General features: G+C 43.3%; 22 protein-coding genes. 17 read left to right on the top strand and 5 right to left on the bottom strand.

The genetic code is table 11. The features are described 5' to 3' along the window. Positions 1-4: 4 nt before the first annotated feature. Together F9K23_02050 and F9K23_02045 are read left to right on the top strand one after the other, a co-directional pair. Positions 5-811 carry an AraC family transcriptional regulator gene (locus F9K23_02050; protein ID KAB2918945.1) on the top strand — a complete coding sequence of 269 codons (807 nt, stop codon included), beginning with the start codon at positions 5-7 and terminating at the stop codon, positions 809-811. A gap of 56 nt (positions 812-867) precedes the next feature. Then, entirely contained in the window at positions 868-1,251 is a 384-nt protein-coding gene (locus F9K23_02045) for a VOC family protein (protein ID KAB2918944.1), read from the top strand. Positions 1,252-1,322: 71 nt separating this feature from the next. On the opposite strand, the gene F9K23_02040 is transcribed toward F9K23_02045, so the two are convergent. Genes F9K23_02040 through F9K23_02030 form a run of 3 tightly spaced genes read right to left on the bottom strand, consistent with a single transcriptional unit; the run spans position 1,323 to position 3,094 of the window. After that, positions 1,323-1,739 carry a hypothetical protein gene (locus tag F9K23_02040; protein KAB2918943.1) on the bottom strand — a complete coding sequence of 139 codons (417 nt, stop codon included), beginning with the start codon at positions 1,737-1,739 and terminating at the stop codon, positions 1,323-1,325. A 12-nt stretch (positions 1,740-1,751) separates the two neighbouring features. Beyond that, a complete protein-coding gene (locus tag F9K23_02035) occupies positions 1,752-2,663 on the bottom strand; it encodes a hypothetical protein (GenBank protein KAB2918942.1) in 912 nt (303 codons plus the stop codon). Positions 2,664-2,713: 50 nt separating this feature from the next. After that, positions 2,714-3,094 (bottom strand): hypothetical protein, encoded by a 381-nt coding sequence (locus F9K23_02030; protein KAB2918941.1) that lies wholly within the window; start codon positions 3,092-3,094, stop codon positions 2,714-2,716. Between the two features lie 70 nt (positions 3,095-3,164). Between F9K23_02030 and F9K23_02025 the strand changes: the two genes are divergently transcribed. The 4 genes from F9K23_02025 to F9K23_02010 all read left to right on the top strand — a co-directional run bounded on the left by F9K23_02025 (position 3,165) and on the right by F9K23_02010 (position 8,393). After that, entirely contained in the window at positions 3,165-3,800 is a 636-nt protein-coding gene (locus F9K23_02025; GenBank protein KAB2918940.1) for a pyridoxamine 5'-phosphate oxidase family protein, read from the top strand. Positions 3,801-3,874: 74 nt separating this feature from the next. Beyond that, positions 3,875-4,516 carry a uridine-cytidine kinase gene (locus F9K23_02020; GenBank protein KAB2918939.1) on the top strand — a complete coding sequence of 214 codons (642 nt, stop codon included), beginning with the start codon at positions 3,875-3,877 and terminating at the stop codon, positions 4,514-4,516. Between the two features lie 19 nt (positions 4,517-4,535). Continuing rightward, on the top strand, positions 4,536-5,231 hold the full coding sequence (locus tag F9K23_02015) for a TrkA family potassium uptake protein (protein ID KAB2918938.1): 696 nt from the start codon (positions 4,536-4,538) through the stop codon (positions 5,229-5,231). A gap of 153 nt (positions 5,232-5,384) precedes the next feature. Continuing rightward, complete coding sequence (locus F9K23_02010) at positions 5,385-8,393, top strand: protein translocase subunit SecDF (protein KAB2918937.1); 3,009 nt, start codon at positions 5,385-5,387, stop codon at positions 8,391-8,393. Positions 8,394-8,637: 244 nt separating this feature from the next. Here the strand turns inward: F9K23_02010 and F9K23_02005 are convergent, their stop codons facing one another. Then, entirely contained in the window at positions 8,638-8,964 is a 327-nt protein-coding gene (locus F9K23_02005) for a multidrug efflux SMR transporter (protein ID KAB2918936.1), read from the bottom strand. A gap of 162 nt (positions 8,965-9,126) precedes the next feature. On the opposite strand from F9K23_02005, the gene F9K23_02000 reads away from it, so the two are divergent. Beyond that, the gene (locus tag F9K23_02000) at positions 9,127-10,104 is read left to right on the top strand and encodes a pyruvate dehydrogenase complex E1 component subunit beta (GenBank protein KAB2918935.1); all 978 of its coding nucleotides are present in this window, start codon (positions 9,127-9,129) and stop codon (positions 10,102-10,104) included. Between the two features lie 63 nt (positions 10,105-10,167). Here the strand turns inward: F9K23_02000 and F9K23_01995 are convergent, their stop codons facing one another. Further along, positions 10,168-10,581, bottom strand: coding sequence for a hypothetical protein (locus F9K23_01995; GenBank protein KAB2918934.1), 414 nt, complete (start codon positions 10,579-10,581; stop codon positions 10,168-10,170). 279 nt (positions 10,582-10,860) lie between these two features. On the opposite strand from F9K23_01995, the gene F9K23_01990 reads away from it, so the two are divergent. The 10 genes from F9K23_01990 to F9K23_01945 all read left to right on the top strand — a co-directional run bounded on the left by F9K23_01990 (position 10,861) and on the right by F9K23_01945 (position 20,160). Beyond that, positions 10,861-11,466: a DUF4255 domain-containing protein gene (locus tag F9K23_01990; protein ID KAB2918933.1), complete on the top strand. Its 606-nt coding sequence runs from the start codon at positions 10,861-10,863 to the stop codon at positions 11,464-11,466. Further along, the gene (locus F9K23_01985; protein ID KAB2918932.1) at positions 11,466-12,608 is read left to right on the top strand and encodes a hypothetical protein; all 1,143 of its coding nucleotides are present in this window, start codon (positions 11,466-11,468) and stop codon (positions 12,606-12,608) included. The genes F9K23_01990 and F9K23_01985 overlap by 1 nt, the downstream gene beginning before the upstream one ends. Before the next feature lie 112 nt (positions 12,609-12,720). Then, entirely contained in the window at positions 12,721-14,472 is a 1,752-nt protein-coding gene (locus F9K23_01980; protein KAB2918931.1) for a phage tail sheath family protein, read from the top strand. 13 nt (positions 14,473-14,485) lie between these two features. Then, entirely contained in the window at positions 14,486-15,892 is a 1,407-nt protein-coding gene (locus F9K23_01975; GenBank protein KAB2918930.1) for a phage tail sheath family protein, read from the top strand. Between the two features lie 22 nt (positions 15,893-15,914). After that, on the top strand, positions 15,915-16,346 hold the full coding sequence (locus tag F9K23_01970; protein ID KAB2918929.1) for a phage tail protein: 432 nt from the start codon (positions 15,915-15,917) through the stop codon (positions 16,344-16,346). Between the two features lie 18 nt (positions 16,347-16,364). Beyond that, a complete protein-coding gene (locus F9K23_01965; protein KAB2918928.1) occupies positions 16,365-16,820 on the top strand; it encodes a phage tail protein in 456 nt (151 codons plus the stop codon). A gap of 163 nt (positions 16,821-16,983) precedes the next feature. After that, the gene (locus F9K23_01960) at positions 16,984-17,703 is read left to right on the top strand and encodes a hypothetical protein (GenBank protein ID KAB2918927.1); all 720 of its coding nucleotides are present in this window, start codon (positions 16,984-16,986) and stop codon (positions 17,701-17,703) included. A 4-nt stretch (positions 17,704-17,707) separates the two neighbouring features. Continuing rightward, positions 17,708-19,435 carry a type VI secretion system tip protein VgrG gene (vgrG, locus tag F9K23_01955; protein KAB2918926.1) on the top strand — a complete coding sequence of 576 codons (1,728 nt, stop codon included), beginning with the start codon at positions 17,708-17,710 and terminating at the stop codon, positions 19,433-19,435. 7 nt (positions 19,436-19,442) lie between these two features. Next, positions 19,443-19,724 carry a PaaR repeat-containing protein gene (locus tag F9K23_01950; protein KAB2918925.1) on the top strand — a complete coding sequence of 94 codons (282 nt, stop codon included), beginning with the start codon at positions 19,443-19,445 and terminating at the stop codon, positions 19,722-19,724. A gap of 25 nt (positions 19,725-19,749) precedes the next feature. Then, the gene (locus tag F9K23_01945) at positions 19,750-20,160 is read left to right on the top strand and encodes a GPW/gp25 family protein (protein KAB2918981.1); all 411 of its coding nucleotides are present in this window, start codon (positions 19,750-19,752) and stop codon (positions 20,158-20,160) included. The last annotated feature ends 1 nt before the right edge of the window (position 20,161 follow it).

Below are 20,161 nucleotides of genomic sequence, written 5' to 3'. Positions count from 1 at the left end.
TACTATGCGTTACCTCACTATCCCTCCACCTCCTTCGCTGGCACTGTATGTGCGCAGTTTTTGGGTGCTTGAGGGTGAGGCTTCTGCACAAACTCCTTATATATACCGCTCGTATGCCGATGGTTGCCCCGAACTGATTTGCCATTACAAAGGCCGGTTTAATGAAATCACACCCAACGGCATCCTATCCTCTCCCCTGTTTCATTTACACGGTCAGTCACAACATTACCGAAGGTTTATAACTACCGAAGATTTCAGCATTTTCGGGGTGTACTTATACCCGTTTGCAATCCCCCTATTATTTGGCATCCCTACCTACGAAACCAGTAATCATGCTCCCGATTGGCAAACCCTGGCTAATGCTGACGGCCGTTGCCTTGAAGAACAAATGATGCTTGCTGAAACTAATCATCAACGGTTGCATTTGCTTTGCGGTTTCTTTCAACAACGACTTAACAAACAGTTTGTACCGCATCCGGGTATTTTAACGTCAATAAAACAAGTGCTGTTTGATGCTGAAACACGTAACGTTAGTCTATTAGCCGATACCTACAGCCTTTCGGTACGCCAGTTTGAGCGCAGATTCAAAGAATATTCAGGGTTCAGTCCCAAACTATACACACGCATTGCCCGTTTTCAAAATGTTTTAAAGCTATACGGCAGCCAACTGCCACTTACCCACATTGCACATCGTTGCGGGTATTACGATCAATCGCACTTTATCCGTGATTTTAAAGCCTTTTCAGGACATCACCCCAAAACCTACTTTGGCGGCCACGCTGAGGGCGCAGAGTATATGAGTGCTACGTAAATGTCGTGTTTGTACAATTTTACAAAAAACCAACCCCTACCTTTGTTCTATAAACTATGACAACACTTAGCATCCCCGCAGGGCACCACAACGTAATGCCCTATTTAATTTTAAACAACGCATCGTTGTTTTTTGATTTTACAAAGGCTGTATTTGATGCCCAAGAAGTGAGCCGCTATACACGCGAAGGCAGTACTGAAATTATGCACGCCGAAGTGAGTATAGGCGACAGCCTGATAATGTTTGGGCAGGCAGGCGGCCCTTGGCAACCTTGCACAGCAGGTTTGTATGTGTATGTGGCTGATGCCGATGATTGTTATGCAAAAGCGATAGCCGCCGGAGCAACTTCTATCTTTCCGCCTGAGAACAAAGATTATGGACGCAGCGGAGGGATAACCGACCCCTTTGGCAACACTTGGTGGATTACCCAACTTTTGTAAACCGCACTAAACAAAAAACGCCTGACAGGAAACTGTCCGGCGTTTTTCGCTCAATTAAAACTTCTATATATCTATGGATGACAATGGAAATTTACAAGTTGTCGTTCAACAGCACCGCTGTGGTTTTTTGCAATTGCCAGCTCAAACACCATTTCTGAGGGGCTTTTAACATTGTTAACCCAAAACGAGTTTAACACTATCGTATTGCCGTGCAAATGGTCGCCGCCAAAAAACACCACACTTTGCGCAGTGGTATTGGTAATCTTCACATCGTAGCCGTGCAAATCATCCTGAGTAGTAACTGTGCCCTTAAGCCACACAGTATCGCCAATGTTAAATACAGTACCTTCTTTAGGCGATTGTATATCAAACACTGCTTTCTCAGCCGGATTATTTGATGGAGAAGGATTTTGCTCCTTCTTGCTACATGAAGTAATAAAGAACGCTAGTATGGCAGCCAAGGCCGCCCTTTTTATAAACGGTTTCATTAATTAGATACATTAAAACATATAAACGATGCTTGATGTGAACGAAATTTTTTCAGTAACACTTCCGCCACCCCAATTATAAATAAGGGGTTGTTTAACGCCCACCCCAACGGCCATCTTATAAAAATACACATCGGCCACAACAGTAGCCGATAGGGCATCGCCTCCCGTAAAATTCAAAAATCCGTCGGGTTTGTACCAATCGCGCTCGCGGTGCTCGTAGTTAATACCTATTTGCGGTAAAAAACTGGTATTGCGGTAATCTTGCCAATAAAACAAACGCAATGCGCCGTTAAACTTATTACCGTACCAATACTCATTGGATCCGGCATTGTTCACCGTATATCCTGCCTCAACATTCATCCCCGCCTTTTTATACCTAAGGGTATATAGCAGGTTGATAGGTACATCAAAAGAACCGGTGCCTTGCTGCATATTTTGAGGTAAAATACCGTTAGCATCCCTTCTATCGGTTGCCCCCAAGGGCAGTTTTATTCCTCCGCCAATTTGCAACGCGTGCTTAAACTTTCTTTTGGCACTATCAGTAGTGTTTAGCAATACATAATTGGCCATAAGCGTAATATCGCCCAAACCCTGTGTTCGGGTGCTTATCCCGTCCTCATTTCTGGCAAAGTAGGTGTAGGGGACAAAGGCAAACAATTGCACCGTTTTGTGCGGCACATATCTGCCCCACAGGGTAGCAGTAGTAAAATATTCGGTTGAATAAACGGGCTTCTGCCCGTTGAACAAGGTTTGGTGTTTTGAGGTGAAGGACGTGTAATTATACTTTACCCCCACAAAGTGACGTCCAAATCGGGGCAATATACCCATTGTGCTGCCCCCAACTGCGCAGCCGCATACTTCGCAGGCAAGCGCATTGACAACACACACCATTGCAACAATGGCGGTTACATATTTTTTCATTAAAACGGTTTAAAATGTTTGACGATTAAGAATTAGAAGATTTTCAGCAGTCAAACTTTTGCCTCGGGCGGATGGAAAACAGGTGATGTAAAATCGTAGGGTAAAAATAACTCTTCGGCAATATTATACAGTGCCGTATTGTTTGCCTCAAGGGGTTGCCACTGCAATTGCCCGGCCATATCAAACGCAGGTATCTCTATTTTTTCAATCCCTTTATGGGGTGTAAAAGGAGCGTTGTTTTCGTCGGCGTTTTCAAGTTGCTTCTCAAGATGGCAACTACCCCCGCAATCGCTATCAGGATTATCGCGGTTTTCGCAAAGGTTTTGGGCTATGTACTGTTGGTTGGCTTGCCAATACACCACAATGGCAACCTTTACTAATAAAGGCCATGCCAGTATAACGGATAAAAATATGGCAAGTAGCTTTTTCAAACCAAAATCGGGGGCGAAAATACAGCAATATTGATGGCAGAAACATAACTTTCGGAACTTTTTTAAAACTATGAACGCTACTGATAAAACCAAAATATCCCGCCTTGCCAAACGCGGTGATTATACCGAAGAAACCATTTATAACATTTTAGACGAGGGGTTGATATGTACCCTAAGCTATGCACAAAACAACCAGCCTTTTAGTATTCCAACAGGGTATTGCCGCATTGACAACTATTTATACATTCACGGTTCGGTAGGAAGCGGATACATGCGCCAAATGGCTGAGGGTATTCCGGTTTGTATCAGCGTAACCCATATTGATGCGTTGGTGCTTGCCAAATCTGTATTTCATCACTCGGTTAATTACCGCTCAGTTGTTGCCTTTGCCAATGCAGAACTTGTGACCGATGAAACCGAACGAATGAATGCCCTTGAAGCATTTACTGAGAAAATGATACCCGGCCGTTGGAAAGAAAGCAGATTGCCCAATGCAGGTGAAATGCGCCAAACCATGATTTTGAAATTTAAGTTGGATGAGGCCTCGGCCAAGTTGCGTCAAGCTCCTCCATCAGATGATGAAGAAGACTTAGACTTGCCCTATTGGTCGGGCTTGCTTCATATAAAACAGCAAGTAGTAGCGGCCACTCCTGACGATATAACTACTGAAAAAAGACTTCCTTATCCCGGTTATTATGAATTGTAGACAATGCTTTAAGCTATTGCCTACCAAATTCAATGTAGCATACATTTAGATTTTAGTAACTTCGCACCCCATATATGGACGGCAAACCTTATCTTGTGGGCATAACAGGCGGAAGCGCATCAGGCAAAACCCTTTTTCTTAAATCACTTAAAGAAAAATTTGGGCCTCATGAGATTTGCTTTATATCACAAGACGATTATTACAAACCGCTTGACCAACAAGTGCGCGATGAAAATGGCGAAGTAAATTTTGATCTGCCCGAATCGGTTGACTTACCCCGTTTTCATACAGATTTGCTGAACCTTGCTGCCGGAAAAACTATCAAAAAACAATCGTATAATTTTAATAACCCCAACGAACCTGTTGAATGGCTGGATTTTAATCCCGCTCCTATCATTATAATCGAAGGGCTTTTTATTTTCTATTACAACGACATTTTTGACATGTTGTCGCTAAAATTGTTTGTGGATGCAGACGAGGATTTGAAACTGAAACGACGTTTGCAACGCGATGTAACAGAGCGAAACATACCCCAAGATTTGGTTTTGTACCAGTGGCAATACCATGTGCAGCCGGCGTTTCAAAAATACCTGTCGCCCTACAGAGAAATGGCCGATATTATAATTTTAAATAACAGTCATTTTACCACCAGCCTGCAAGTGGTTGAAAATCATTTTAAGACTTTATTAGCCGAGACTAAAATTCAAACAGGTTAAATAATACATTTGCATTTATATGAATTACCGTTTTGCAGTAATAGGCATGGGTCGCTTTGGCTCTAAAATAGCCCTTACATTATCAAACAGGGGAGCTGAGGTGGTAGCTATTGATAGCGAAGAATCGAAAGTTGACCCTTTGCGCGATGATGTTGCCTATGCAATTACAATGGATAGTACCGATGTGAAATCACTTGACGCAGTAAACATCCGCGATATGGATGCAGTAGTAGTTGCTATTGGTGAAAACTTTGAAGCACTGCTGCTAACTGTAGCGCACTTGATGGACATGAAGGTGAAACGGATTATTGCCCGTGCCGGTAACCGCCAGCAACGGATGATACTAGAGAAAATGGGGATAAAAGAAATTCTATCACCCGAAGATGAAGTTGGAATTATTGTGGCTGAACGACTTATACACCCTAGTGTGATGACCTTTTTGCAATTACCCGATGATTACGAAATTGCAGAAATACGCCCCCCAAAGGGTGTATGGAACCGCACCGTGGGAGACTTACAAATGCAAGAAAAATATGAATTAAATCTTATTACCATAAAACGTGAATATGAGGTAATTGACAGTGCCGGACTCCCTGCAAAAGAAGCCCACATATTTGGTATACCTAAAGAAAATACTATCATTTACGATACCGACACTATCATTATTCTTGGCAAAGAGGATGATATAGAGCGTTTTATAGAAATAAACAGTTAAACTATAATATCTTGCTTATCAGCTTTTTGTAAAAAAAAACGGCAACGCTGTGGCGTACATTGCACTTTTATACCACAACGTCTATATTTGCCGTTCTTTAAAATTTTGGTAAATACCGCATTAAAGACATTTATATATAATTAAGAGAACCGAATGAAAAATCAAGGCGTTGTAAAGTTTTTCGCCATCGCGCTGATACTGGTGTGTTTATACCAGCTATCATTTACCCTGAAGGCTTACATGATTGAAAAAGAGGCTGACGAAGTAAGCATGGGCGACCCCGTGTTGAAACGTAAATACCTCGACTCGATTGCCACAGAAAAGGTGTATAACCTTGGTATTAAGAGTTTTACTTATCTACAAGTTAAAGAAGCCCAGTTGAACTTGGGTCTTGACTTGCAAGGCGGTATGAACGTGGTAATGGAAATTTCTGTAGCTGATATTATCAGGGCTTTAGCTAGCGATAGCAAGTCTCCTGCACTTAATGCAGCCCTTGAATCTGCTATAGCCGCAAAATCTGTTAATCCTGAAGCAGATATAATTGATGAGTTTACAAAACAGTTTAAAGCAAGTAACCCTAACCTTAAACTAAGTGCTGTATTCTTTAACAAAGACCAACAAATCAGTCTTACATCAACCGATGAAGAGGTAGTACAATACCTTAAAACAGAATCTGCTGCATCAGTTGACAGGATTTATAAAATCTTAAAAACCCGTATCGACCAGTTTGGTGTAACCCAACCTACCGTACAGTTGCTTGGCAACTCAGGGCGCGTAATGGTTGAATTGCCGGGCGTTGATAATCCTGAAAGGGTACGCCGTTTGTTACAAAACACTGCAAAGCTTGAGTTTTGGAACGTTTACAGCGTTCAAGAATTTGATGCCCATTTTGGTAAAATCAGCGATTACTTGAAGAATAAAAATAAGCTTAATGAAGCTGATTCAAGCAAGTCTGCTAACGATACTACTAAACTGGCTGCTGCAACTTCTACTACAGCAATTGGTGATTCATCAAAAACTGATACAGGTCTTGCCAAAAAAGCCGACACCGGTACTAAGGATAGCGCAACACTTGCCGCTGAAAAAGCACAAGAAAGAAACTTCCTTATCGAAGCTGGTTTCTTCCCTAACTACGCTCAAACTGAAGATGGCAAATACACATTTGGTGATGGTGCACACATCGGTTCTTCAGCAGTTAAAGATACTGCTAAAGTAAACGCTATTTTGAACGACTCAATACTAAGGGAACAAGTACTACCTGCCGACATGGTGTTTGCATGGGGTAACAAACCGGTAGATGAAGAAGGCAAAGTAATGTTTATGTATGCCTTGAAAGCAGAACGCGACGGTGGTGCTGCTCTTGAAGGTGATGTAGTAACTGATGCCCGCCCAACTGTTGACCAATTAGGTGGTAACGAAATCAGCATGACTATGAGCTTGGAAGGCGCACAAAAGTGGAGGAAAATTACTGCCACTGCTGCTGCTGCTAAACCACAAAAAGCTGTGGCCATTGTACTTGATGGCTTAGTATACTCTGCTCCAACTGTTAACGGTGAAATTCCTAACGGACAATCACGCATCATGGGTAGCTTTACTCCTGAAGAAGCAAAAGATTTGTCAAACATCCTTAAAGCGGGTAAACTTCCTGCTCCTGCCCGCATTGTTGAAGAAGCGGTTGTAGGTCCTACCTTGGGTAAAGACAGTATCAATAGCGGTATGCTTTCTATTTTGGTTGGTTTCCTAGCTGTTATTCTTACCATGTATATTGTTTACAACACCGCCGGTTTAATAGCCGACTTAGCTGTGTTACTAAACTTGTTCTTCATTGTAGGTACTCTGGCTTCGTTCCAAGCGGCACTAACCCTTCCCGGTATCGCCGGTATTATCCTTACCTTGGGTATGGCGGTGGATGCTAACGTACTTATCTACGAACGTATTAAAGAAGAAATATGGGCAGGTCGTAACCTTCGTACTGCTATTGCAAACGGTTATAAGAATGCATCTTCAGCAATTATTGACTCAAACTTAACCACCGCCCTTGCAGGTGCTGTATTGGCTGTATTTGGTTCAGGCCCTATATCAGGTTTTGCTATCACCCTATTGATAGGTATTGCAAGCTCTATGTTCACTGCGTTTTTATTAACCCGTGTAATATTTGAGTGGATGGCTAAGCGTGAGAAAAACGTATCATTTTGGTTCCCTGCCACTAAGAGTCTATTGCGTAATGCAAACTTTGACTTCATTGGAAAGAGCAAACTATTCTATACCGTTTCTGGTATATTAATTATTGCCGGTATAGGTTCAATGGTTACACGCGGTTTTGATACCGGTGTTGACTTTGAAGGTGGTTGGTCGTATGTAGTGAAGTTTGAAAATCCTGTTTCAGCAGCTGATGCCCGTGCCGCTCTTGAAAAACCTTTGGAAGGAAAGCCTGAAGTGAAAGTATACGGTACTGATAACTCATTAAAAATTACCACTACCTACCAAATCAATAGTTTGGATGCAAAAGCCAGCGAAATGGTATTAGCAAAACTTGATGAAGGTTTAAAAACTACACAAGGTGGTAAATACGAAATACTAACCTCATACAAAGTAGGCCCAACGGTAGCTTCTGATATTAAACAAGCTGCTATCTTGTCAATCGTGTTGGCATTGATAGGTATGTTTATTTACATTTTAATACGTTTCAGACGTTGGCAGTTTGCTGTGGCAACAGTTATAATGCTTGTGCATGACGTAATGCTGGTACTATCGCTGTTCTCATTGTTGCACGGTATCGTTCCTTTCGGTCTTGAAATCGACCAAGCGTTTATTGCAGCTATACTAACCGTTATCGGTTACTCAATTAACGACTCTGTGGTTGTATTTGACCGTGTAAGGGAGTTCTTGGGTGAGCACAAGCACGAGAAGGATACTTCTAAAGTAATTAACCTTGCTTTGAACAATACCCTTAGCCGTACGATAATGACTTCGTTAACTACCATTATCGTTATCCTGTTAGTATTCTTGTTTGGTGGTGAAACCATCAGGGGCTTTGCCTTTGCACTAACAACAGGTATTATTTTGGGTACATATTCATCATTGTGTATCGGTAGCCCGCTATCAGCACAGTTGATTGAATGGAGTAACAAAAAAGCAGCTCAAAAAAACGGTGATAAGTAATCTTTACACCCCTTAATAAAAAAAGACGGCCTGTTATACAGGCCGTCTTTTTTGTTTATGGGCTACTACAATGTACTTATTGAAATAGTATCGTTATAATAAGCTCAACTATAAAAAACAGGAAATCAGCCGCAGAGGTTAGCCCTCTTTTAATATCCCTCACGCTTCTGTAAAATCTTATCTTGCCTTTTATCTGACGGTATTTACCTAACAGCTTTGAGTTCTTACTAAGCTTTGTCACTTCTTACTTTGTTATCATTTTAAGTCCTACAATAGAAGCAATAAGTGTAGAAATGAAAAAAGCCCGCCAAAAATCAGCCGGCTCTTTAAAAACTGTGATACCTATTAGGACGGTTCCAACAGCTCCAATGCCTGTCCAAACAGCATAAGCAGTACCCATAGGTAATGTGCGGGTAGCCTTGTACAACAAAAGCATACTTAGTATTAGAGTAATAAAAAAACCTGCCCACCACCACATAGCAGTAGTTCCTACTGTATTTTTGGCTTTGCTGAGGCAGGTGGTAAACCCAACCTCAAACAATCCTGCTATTATTAATGTTAACCAAGCCATTGCTTAAAAAATTACAGAACCCCAAAAGCAGCAAACCAAGTGCCAAACACCCTTTATTCTGCATTAAGCTACACTGCTGATAATATGTGACAAGGTTTTATTGGCTACCACAGTATTAAATAGTATTTTATTTTATTTTTGCGCACCCGAAACGAATAAACGATGAGAGAAATCCAATTCCGTGAAGCACTGCGCGAAGCGATGAGCGAGGAAATGCGCCGCGACCCTAATGTATTTTTAATGGGCGAAGAAGTTGCCGAGTACAACGGTGCATACAAAGTGAGCCAAGGCATGCTTGATGAGTTTGGCCCTAAAAGGGTAATTGATACCCCTATTGCCGAGCTTGGTTTTGCAGGTATTGGCGTTGGAGCTGCCATGAACGGACTTCGTCCTATTATTGAGTTTATGACGTTTAACTTCTCGTTGGTGGCTATCGACCAAGTGATAAACAGTGCGGCTAAAACCCTAAGCATGAGCGGCGGGCAGTTTGGCGCACCGATGGTTTTCCGTGGCCCAACAGGAAACGCCGGCCAACTTGCTGCACAACACTCACAAAACTTTGAAAACTGGTATGCTAACTGCCCCGGTTTGAAAGTGGTGGTGCCCAGCAATCCATACGATGCAAAAGGTTTATTAAAAACGGCTATCCGTGATAACGACCCTGTTATTTTTATGGAAAGTGAGTTGATGTATGGCGATAAAGGTCCTGTACCGGAAGAAGAATACTTGCTTCCAATCGGAGTAGCCAATGTGGTAAGGCAAGGTACTGACGTAACCATTGTATCGTTTGGAAAAATGATGAAGGTTGCTTACGAAACTGCTGATGAGCTTGCAAAAGACGGTATTAGTGCTGAGGTAATTGATTTACGCAGCGTTAGACCTATTGATTATGATACCATCATTAACTCAGTAAAGAAAACTAACCGTTTGGTGATAGTTGAAGAAGCTTGGCCGCTTGCCTCTATCTCTTCAGAAATTTCATACATGGTACAACGTCGTGCATTTGATTACTTAGATGCCCCAATACAACGTATTACCAACCGTGATGTACCTATGGGGTATGCACGTGCAATGGTAGATGCTACTGTACCTACTGTACAACGCACACTTGAAGCAATAAAATCAGTAATGTACGCTTAATAGCTGCACATTCAACCAAATAGAAAAGCCACCTGAAAAGGTGGCTTTTTCATTTTAAAAACATCACAGTGCTAGTTCTCCTGAAACCATTTTATGAAAATCTTCAAACGTTTTGATAAATACCTCTGTGCGTCGTTTATCAAACAATGGCATCCCGCAATAATTCATTTCAATCAAATCAATCTGTAAGTACTTACATATTTCGGCGGCAAACTCATAATCATACAACGGTCCTTCCCCATCGTAAAAAAACTGGCCGAAATCTGTGCTTCCTTTTACCTTCCAAAAAATTGAAAACAGTTTCTTGTCATAAAAGAACTCATTGGGTTCAATCTTCAACCGTAAACTGTCCTTCCCCCTGTCGGATATAATGGCAAGATTAATAACCGGCATGTGGGTTTCTGTAACCCTGTAATAATGACGATAGTACTCAACATCATTGTCGTACTGCTCCTTTTCATAGTATGTTGCTGACATATTGATAAGTGTGTGGTATTTCTTAAGCCCAATAAGAGCTGTACATACTTACGGGGTAACTCAGACTTTGGATTTGAATTTTTGAAAATTTTTTACTAAAATTTTTAATCCGTTTTATCTACCCCGTCATAACACCCAAAATTCACTTTATAACAAAACTTAACCCTAAAAGTTGTAGTAAAAGTGAAATTGTTTTCTATATTTGAATTGCAATGTGTCAGTCTCTATCCGCTGATACATTTTTGTGAAGTAGCTGTTTAATTGCATAATCACTATTGTATGATTCATTCGGCCCTTAATTTTCTTACTCAAGAAGTGAACCGTTACCTGAACTTAAAAACAGGTGGGGCAATGAGTGATTTGGCAGTACTAACCAGCGTTGCAAACTCAAAAGGATTAGCTATACCCAACAAAACCATAGGGGTTTCACTAATAAACATCGAAGAAGACCGAGTATCAAAAGATCAACAGGTAAAGGTGCGCAACACCGCCGGAGGTTTTGATGCCCGCAATCCCGATATCTACCTTAATCTATACGTCCTCTTCTCTGCCAACTACACCAATAATGAGCTGGCAGATACAGGCGACGATTACATTGAGGGATTGAAACAACTGAGCAATATTATCGGCTTCTTTCAGGGTAAGAGTGTTTTTACACCTGCCAATTCGCCGTTGATGGCCACATTGGCTCCCGAGATACCCAAACTGGTGTTAGAGCTGTTCTCGTTTACGTTTGAACAGATGAATAATTTTTGGAGCGTAGTGGGCACTAACTATTTGCCCAGTGTGTTGTATAAAGTGCGGATGATAACTATACAAGAAAACAGTATAGAACCCGCAGGACTAATTGAAAACCTTGGTATTGACTTAGCAGGTAAAAACTGATGGCAGGCTATCAAACATTAATAAAACTTGAAATGCTGCACAACTTTTACAAAAGTGGTGTAACGGATGATTTTGAGTTTTTATTAACCGCCGACGTACATCGGTTGATGCGCCAACAGCGACTGCTTTACAGAAATTTTGGGTGTGGTTTTACCCTATTATACGAGAGTTCACAACCTAACACTCCTACGATTGATATCGACAATGATTTAACCTTTGTATTTGGTATAAGCGTTAAAAGCCCTGCCTCATTTTTTGGTATCACTAATTTGGATGAAGAAGCTCCATCAACCGTAACCTACACAAACGGTTGCCGTATGTTTTATTATACCGACGGAGCATTGACTGACCTTAAATACAAGGTGCTGCACGCCATGTATGCAGAGCAGTTTAGTTTTAGGTTTACAGAGAAAACTACCTCCAAATCTTTAAAGGTTACGATAAAAAACCAAAGCGGCTCGGCCATTGTAGCCCAATACGATAGTGATGGAAACCCTATTACCGGCCCTTATACTTTAAATGCGGACAATGAGAAGGATACGGGTAACCTGCTTCGTACTTTTAAGGGCTTTTTTGATGTGAGTAAAAGCGGAAGCGGTTATTACACAATAGTTCTAAAGCGCGACGATGCCACTGAAAAAACGCTGCAGGTTTATATCCATGATGAGTTAAGTCGTAGCAATGTTTCAGGCGTAATGCAACTATCATTATCCAAACCAACACCACCCGTTGCGGCCAAAAACCTGCGCCTTGACTTAAAACGGGCTGAGAGCATTTGGAAGTACTACATTATAAATAGAAGCGGCCTTGACTTTACTGCCACCGATTTGGTATTGAGTGATAAAAGCGGTGATAGCGGCCCTATATACAATACCTATACATTTAGCGGCAACCCGGCTATGGGTGGCGGCGGACAAGCACTGCCAAATACGGCAGACAGTATAAACAGCTTACCTACTATGGTATTTGAATCAACGGTGAAGATACCGTTTTACGAAGTGCCTAAGACAAAACTTGAATTGAAAAAGATACCCGACGGCTCGCCGACGGCAACAGCAGGGAACGTGCTGATAAGCAGTTTACCCAATCCGGCACCGGATGTACGGGTAGACGACAATTGCAATATTTACGTGTACATATAGTGGAAAAGGAAAGCGAATAGCTATCACGCAGGAAAAGGGAAGATTTGAGATTGCATAACACGGTTTGACTTTATAAAAGGAAAAAACAAAACGTAACCGAATACTATAAACTATGGCAACATATACCACCCCAGGCGTGTATGTGGAAGAAATTTCTACACTGCCCGCAAGCATTGCCCCAGTAGCCACCGCCATACCTGCGTTTATTGGCTATACCAAACAACGAAAAGAAAACGGTGTAGACTTTGCCGTTAATACCCCTAAGCGAATTACATCGCTGCTTGAGTTTGAGCAGATGTTTGGCACTACGCTGAACGAGGCTTTTACAGTAAGTCTTACCGACCCTCCTGCGGGCTCAACCGATAATGCTACCCTAACCCTTAACAATCCATCGTCGTGGTCGCCATACTTGTTATATTATCAGGTAAAAATGTACTTCGGTAACGGAGGCGGACCTTGCTGGATAGTATCGGTAGGTAACATTACCCCCGGAGGCACACTTGACGCTACCGAGCTTGAAAACGGGCTTAAATCTTGCGAAAAAGAAGACGAAATAACCCTATTAGTTATCCCTGAAATTGTAAAGTTAGGTACATCAGCATCGCGCAGGCAACTGAATGATGCCATGCTGGTACAATGCAACAAATTGCAAGACCGCTTTGCGGTAATAGATACCCTTGAAGGCAGCGCCAGCGATTCAATAAGTACTGTTGCAGGTAATTTTAGAAACAACGAGGTATCACTGGCTAACCTTAAATACGGCGCCGCTTATTTCCCTTCGTTGCAAACTACTATTAACTATCTGTACGATGTGTCAGAGATTGCTATAGCCGATACCCGCACCGCTCCTGCAAACATCTACAACACAAAAAAAGTATCGTACTTAAACGGCACTTATATCCCTGCCGAAGGTACTATCTCAGTAGGTACAAACCCTACTGCCAACAAAACACTCACAATAAATGGCACCGTATTTACCTTTAAGGCCGGTGATAATACAGGCAGCAATATAGAAATAGGCGCAAACGAAGGTGCAACGGCTACAAAAATTGCAGAAAAAATAAATACCCACGCGGCTACTAAAGATATTTTAACCGCCACCAAAGTAGGCACGACGGTTGAGTTGGACGCCAAAGGAACTATGAACGGCCCTGCGGGCAACAACATTACGCTGGCATCAAACGATGCGGGGGTTACCGTGCCTGCAAAACTATCGGGCGGTAAAGACCTTAGCGACCTTGCTTTGTATAACAAGATTATTGCCCTGCTAAAAGAAAAAACACTTACGCTGTACCCAAGCGCAGCCATGTGCGGCGTATATGCCAGTGTTGACAGAAACCGCGGGGTTTGGAAAGCACCCGCAAACTACAGCCTTGCAATGGTAAACAAGCCTAACGTAGATATTACCGACGATGAGCAAGGCCTGCTAAATGTGGATGCTACCAGCGGTAAGAGCATAAATGCCATCCGCACTTTTACAGGCAAAGGAGTATTGGTATGGGGTGCCCGCACACTGGCCGGAAACGACAACGAGTGGAGGTATGTGCCCGTGCGCAGGTTATACATCTTTGTTGAAGAGAGCATAAAAAAATCAACGGAGTTTGTAGTATTTGAACCTAACGACGCTAATACTTGGGTAAAAGTAAAAGGTTCTATCACCAACTTTTTAACCGGACTTTGGCGCGACGGTGCATTAGCAGGGGCTAAACCTGAGGATGCCTTCTTTGTTAACATCGGTTTGGGCGTTACTATGACTTCGCTAGACATATTGGAAGGCCGTATGAATATAGAAATAGGAATGGCCGCAGTACGCCCTGCTGAGTTTATCATCCTGAAATTTTCACACCTATTGGCAAAATCATAAACCTTATTAAACTATGGCAACTTATACAACACCCGGGGTATATATAGAAGAAGTATCCCTGCTGCCTGCAAGCGTGGCTCCTGTGGCAACCGCCATACCTGCCTTTATAGGCCGCACACAAATAGCCCTTGACGGGCAAAAGAAAGCGATAACAAAACCGTTTCGCATTACATCAATGCCCGAATACGTAAGGTTTTTTGGCGAAGGTGCCAGCGAAAACGCAGTGCTTTCAGTTGCTATTACCGATGATGGTACTGACGTAGCGACAGCCGTGCGCACCATTACCGTAACCGAAGACAATACAAAAGTATCGGGCAAGTATATGTATTACGCCCTGCAAATGTACTTTGCTAATGGTGGCGGCCCTTGCTACATTGTTACTATTGGTGATTATAACGATGGCGGCGGCTTTGATTTTGACACGGCGGTTTCTAACGCAATAAAATCGCTTGAAAAGCAAGACGAGCCTACAATATTGGTGTTTACAGATAAGCCAGCTACCAACTACAAAGTAGCTTACGATGCAGCATTGGCACAAGCGCAAAAACTAAAAGACCGCGTAGTGTTAATGGACATTTGGGGCGAAACCGGAAACAGCTTTAACGATGCCAAAACCTTTAGAGATAACCACGTAAGCGCAAACAACCTTAGCTATGGTATGTGCTACTACCCCTTTTTGCAAACTACCCTTAAATACACCGTTGACGAATCAACACTAACGGTTACCCACACAAAAGCACACTCAGGCACCAGCTATAACGGCAACACATTGGCAGCCATTAAAACGGCTAATCCCAACTTGTACAGCCAGTTAATAGCCAAGATAAAAGAAAAAACCATTACCGTGCCCCCTACCCCTGCTATTGCAGGCATATATGCCCGTGTTGACAACCAGCGCGGAGTATGGAAAGCCCCTGCAAATGAGTCGGTGTTGAGCATTGTAGGCCCTACCATTAAAGTAACTGCCGAAGAACAAGGAGTGCTGAACGTGGATGCTACCAGCGGAAAAAGTATCAACGTGGTACGCACTTTTACCGGCAAAGGCACACTGGTTTGGGGTGCGCGCACACTGGCCGGTAATGATAACGAGTGGAGGTATGTGAACGTACGCCGCTTTTACAACTTTGCCGAAGAAAGCATTAAAAAAGCTTCGGAGTTTGTGGTGTTTGAACCCAACGATGCTAACACATGGGTGCGGGTAAAAACCATGATTGAGAACTTTTTAACTACCCTTTGGCGACAAGGTGCCTTGCAAGGCGCTGTGCCCGCTGATGCCTTCTTTGTAAACGTAGGTCTTGGTGTAACAATGACCTCGTTGGATATACTGGAAGGCCGCTTGAACATTGAAATAGGTATGGCCGTTGTCCGTCCTGCCGAGTTCATCATCCTAAAATTCTCACACCTGTTACAAAAATCATAAACACTAATCAATTATAAATACTATGGCAACTTATCCAGTTCCGGTATTCCACTTCCAAGTTGAATGGGGTGGCAGCCGCATCGGTTTCACAGAAGCAAGCGGACTAACCGTTGAAGTACAACCAATTGAATACAGGGAAGGCGTATCGCCCGAATACCACACCACCAAAATGCCCGGTATTCCTAAATACTCAAACATCACCCTAAAAAGAGGTATTTATAAAGGCGACAATGAGTTTTTTAAATGGTTGAACACCGTGAAACTAAACAACATTGAGCGTCGTGATATTACCATCAGCTTGCTGAACGAAGAACACGCCCCTGTGATGGTGTGGAAAGTGCGCAACTGCTGGCCTTGCAAAGTTGAAGGACCAACGCTTAACAGCACCGGCAACGAGGTGGCAATGGAAAGCATTGAGCTGGCACACGAAGGTTTAACAGTAGAGGCTGTATAAGCGAAACCATAGGGAAGTATGTTTAAATACCCACCCATAGGGCTGCACTTTAGTGTAAATTTTATTGGCTTGGTGGCTCTGATGCCGGGCATACCCGACATTGGCTTTCAGGAAGTTACAGGGCTTGATGTTACTGTAACTACCGAAGAGTTTAAAGAGGGAGGTGAAAACCGTTTCTCGCACAAGCTGCCTACTACTGCCACATTTAGCAACATTACACTTAAACGCGGAATGCTCAACCATTCACAGCTAATCTCTTGGTTCAAAAAAGGAGTTGAGGAGTTTCATTTTACTCCGTCAGACCTGTTAATCACCTTGCTGAACGAAGACCACGTACCCCTGCACGCATGGAACGTGGTACAGGCTTACCCTGTGAAATGGAGTGTAACGGGATTAAACGCTCAAGAACCTCAACTGATGGTAGAACAGGTGGAGCTTGCCTACCAATACTATAGAGCCATCCCAATTATTTAACCGTATGCCCGTACAAATAAACGAGATAGTAGTATCTGTACAGGTGGGACAAAGCACTGGAAGTGCTGGAACACCGCCGACAAATTCTGATTTGGACAAACGCCTGAAAAAGGCCGTGGACGAGATAAAAACCATTGTAAAAGCAAAAAACGAACGATAGCACATGGGAATTGAAAATGTATTTATGCCATCGGGAAACCTCACTAAGGTGCACATAATTGCACATAGTGACGAAACCTACAAAAAAATTGTAGGCACCTTTGATGTATTGTACAACCCCAATACCTATGATGTTGAGTACAAAAACGAGTTTGATACAGAAAGGCCTGAAAATGCTACCGACAGCCTGCCCCAATTTAAAAGCGCAAAAGGCAAAGACCTAACAATTGAATTGCTTTGGGACGCAACGGGAGCTTCGCACACGGGCAACGAGGCCGAATTTGCACTGATACGTGCTGAAGGTCATGTGGAAGACTCGATACAACGTTTTTTGCGTCTTACGTTTGAGTTGCAACCAAGTTCGCACCGTCCTAATTTTTTAAAAGTAAGTTGGGGTACCTTGTTGTTTCAAGGAGTGTTAACCACTGCAAAGGTTACCTATTCACTGTTTGCCCCTGACGGGAAGCCATTGCGGGCTAAGGTAAACTGCACTTTTATGAGCCACAAGGCGCTGGAAGAACAAGCTGCCGAAGCCCAACGTAACAGTCCCGACCTTACCCACTACGTTACTGCAAACGGTATGGATAACTTGCCGTACATGACCTCTGAAATTTACAACGACCCACAGTATTACCTGAAAATTGCTGAGGTGAACCGTCTGAACAACTTTAGAAAATTAAAACAAGCTACACATCTTGCTTTTCCACCCATAGAAAAAGTATAAACCCATGCCCGCCGCATTAGAAATTGCATCGTTTGAGATATTGGTGAACGGAACAGCCCTTGGCGGGCAGTACGGCCTTTTGAGCATTGCCACCAACAGCAGTGTGAACAAAATACCCGTTGCCAAAATTGTGCTGATGGACGGCGACAATGCCACGCAGGATTTTCCGCACAGCAACGAAGACATATTTGCGCCCGGAGCTGAAATACAAGTGAACGCAGGATACGGCTCTGATAAGCAAGCCATTTTTCACGGCATCATTACCAAACACGGCATAAAAATAAACAACTATGAAAACCCGAACCTTGAATTGGAGTGCCGCCACAAGGCTGTAGTACTAACCGGTGCGCGCAAAAACAAAGTGTACAACGATGTAAAAGATGCTGACATTTTTGATGAGTTGATAGGGGCAGCATCGATTGATAAAGACATTGAAAGCACCAGCGTAACCCACAAAGAAATGGTGCAGTACAACTGTACCGATTGGGATTTTATAGTAACCCGCGCCGAACTGAACGGCAAATGGGTACTAATCAACCAAAATAAAATAGAAATAAAAGCCCCCGCAGGGGGTTCAGCCGAAACTACCTTCAACTTCGGACTGGATACTTACGAGTTTGAAGCGGAGATTGATGCCCGCGACCAGTTTCCCGCTGTAAAGGCAAAAACTTGGAATTACACCAATCAGGAGATTACTGAAAGCGAAGCCTCTGAACCCAGCTTGGCCACACAAGGAGATTTAGACGGAAGCACTCTTTCGAGTGTGATGGAGTGGGAAGATTATACCGTGTATCACGGCGGAAAAATTGATGAAACAGAAAACAAAGCTTGGGCCGATAGTAGGCTCCTATACAGTCGACTTAGCAAAATACAAGGCCGCATCAGGGTTTCGGGGCAGCATAGCTACGCCACTGGAACATTAATCAACTTTCAGGGCTTTGGAAACCGCTTTAACGGCACCACGGTAATCACTGCTGTGAACCATTATTTCAACAACGAAATGGGCTGGTATTGCGATTTGCAATTCGGGATTACCAAAGATTTGTTCGCCCACCGCTATGACGATGTTGTTGAAAAACCTGCCAGTGGATTACTACCCGCGGTAAACGGACTGCAAATAGGCATTGTTACCGCCATACACAACGACCCCGACGGCGAAAGCCGCGTGAAAGTGAAATTACCCTTAGTGGATAACGAAGGAGAAGGTATTTGGGCGCGCATGACAGCCCCCGATGCCGGCGACTCACACGGCTGGATATTTTTTCCTGAATTGAATGACGAAGTGGTATTGGGCTTCTTGAATGACGACCCACGCAATCCCATCATACTAGGAAAATTATACAGCAGTGGCATCCCCCCTATGATAGAAGCTACTGAAGACAATAACGAAAAAGGCATTGTTACCCGTAGCGGGATGAAGCTGGTATTTAATGATGAATCACCCAGCGTAACCATAGAAACTCCCGGCGGCTACAGCGTGGTAATTGATGAAGCCGAAGGCAGTATTGTAGCCAAAGATGCCAACAATAACACACTTACCCTAAGCAGCGACGGTATTACCCTTGAAAGCGGCGCTGATATCACCCTAAAGGCAACCGGAGACGTGAAAATAGAAGGCGTAAATGTGGAGATAAGTGCCTCTGCAAAATTTAAGGGAGAAGGTTCCGCAGGTTCCGAAGTATCATCGGGCGGCACCACCACTATAAAAGGAAGCATGGTACAAATAAACTGATAAACCAATGGCAGCAGCAGCAACAGTAGGAGACGCAAGTACACACGGGGGCAGCATTGTAGGCCCCGGTGTAGCCAATGTTTTGGTAGGAGGCAAACCCGCCGCCGTGCTGGGCGATATGCACACCTGCCCCTTACCGCCCCAATCGGGGCACGTACCGTCAAGCCCTTTTACAAGCGGCTCAGGCACTGTGCTTATAGGCGGCAAACCTGCCTTGCGCACTTCTGATACCTGTGCCTGCGGAGCCATGTCGGCAGTAGGCTGCCCAACTGTAATTATTGGAGGATAACACTGTGAAACCCGAAGCAAAAGATATCAATACATTTTTAGGCAGAGGATGGACATTTCCGCCCGCCTTCTTTAAGCATGCCGCAGGCGGTAATGCAGGCGTACATCTTGCACAAGGAGAAGAAGACATTAACCAAAGCCTCGAAATACTGTTTTCAACTGCCTTGGGTGAGCGGGTAATGCAACCCCAATACGGCGGCGACTTGCAGGACTTAATGTTTGAAGGCATGGACATAGGCTTGCTAACCCGATTAAAAGACCGTGTGCGCAAGGCTATTATCTACTTTGAACCCCGCATAAAACTAGATAATGTGAAAACCTTGGTTACCGAAACCGAGGGTTTAATTATGCTAGTGGTTGAATACACGGTGATAAGCACCAACACCCGCAACAACATGGTGTACCCTTTTTATTTAAAAGAAGCTACCGATATATAGT

The organism is Bacteroidota bacterium (assembly GCA_008933805.1).
GTDB lineage: Bacteria > Bacteroidota > Bacteroidia > UBA8524 > UBA8524 > SB11.
The sequence above is the reverse complement of the archived record's forward strand: the minus strand, read 5'-3'. Positions and strand labels throughout refer to the sequence as shown.